General features: G+C 65.7%; 1 protein-coding gene. It reads left to right on the plus strand.

Annotation, left to right across the window (positions count from 1 at the left end; translation table 11 throughout):
- Positions 1 to 216, plus strand: a 216-nt coding sequence (locus SB772_RS39460) for a hypothetical protein (RefSeq protein ID WP_410838448.1), incomplete at its 5' end; no start/stop codon positions are given.
- Positions 217 to 362: the final 146 nt, after the last annotated feature.

Consider the following 362-nt stretch of genomic DNA (forward strand, 5'->3'; position numbering starts at 1 on the left):
GCCCACTTGTGGTCCAACATCGCCATCGATTCGATGGTGGGCGCGGCCACGCCCGACGCCGGTTTGGTCGCCTTGGCCTCGGCCGTCACCGTTGCTTCCTGGGTACTTTTCCTGCTGAGCATCCTTTGTGGCGCGGCAGCGGTATACCTCGGCCGAAAGCGGTCAAAGCAGGCTCGGGCGGAACAGGCCCGGGCGGAACAGCGGGATCAGCGCTAGCGAGCAGCTTCTTTCCGTGCCCTGTGAACGCGACGGGCGATCACCAACCCGGCTACGGCCAAGCCGATCGTCACGGGATACCCCATCAGCCGTTCCAGCAGGCCGGGTTCGGGCACATCCATCCGCGTAAGCCCTCCCGTCACCAG

This window comes from Paraburkholderia sp. SIMBA_030 (assembly GCF_046535245.1).
Classification (GTDB): Bacteria; Pseudomonadota; Gammaproteobacteria; order Burkholderiales; family Burkholderiaceae; genus Paraburkholderia.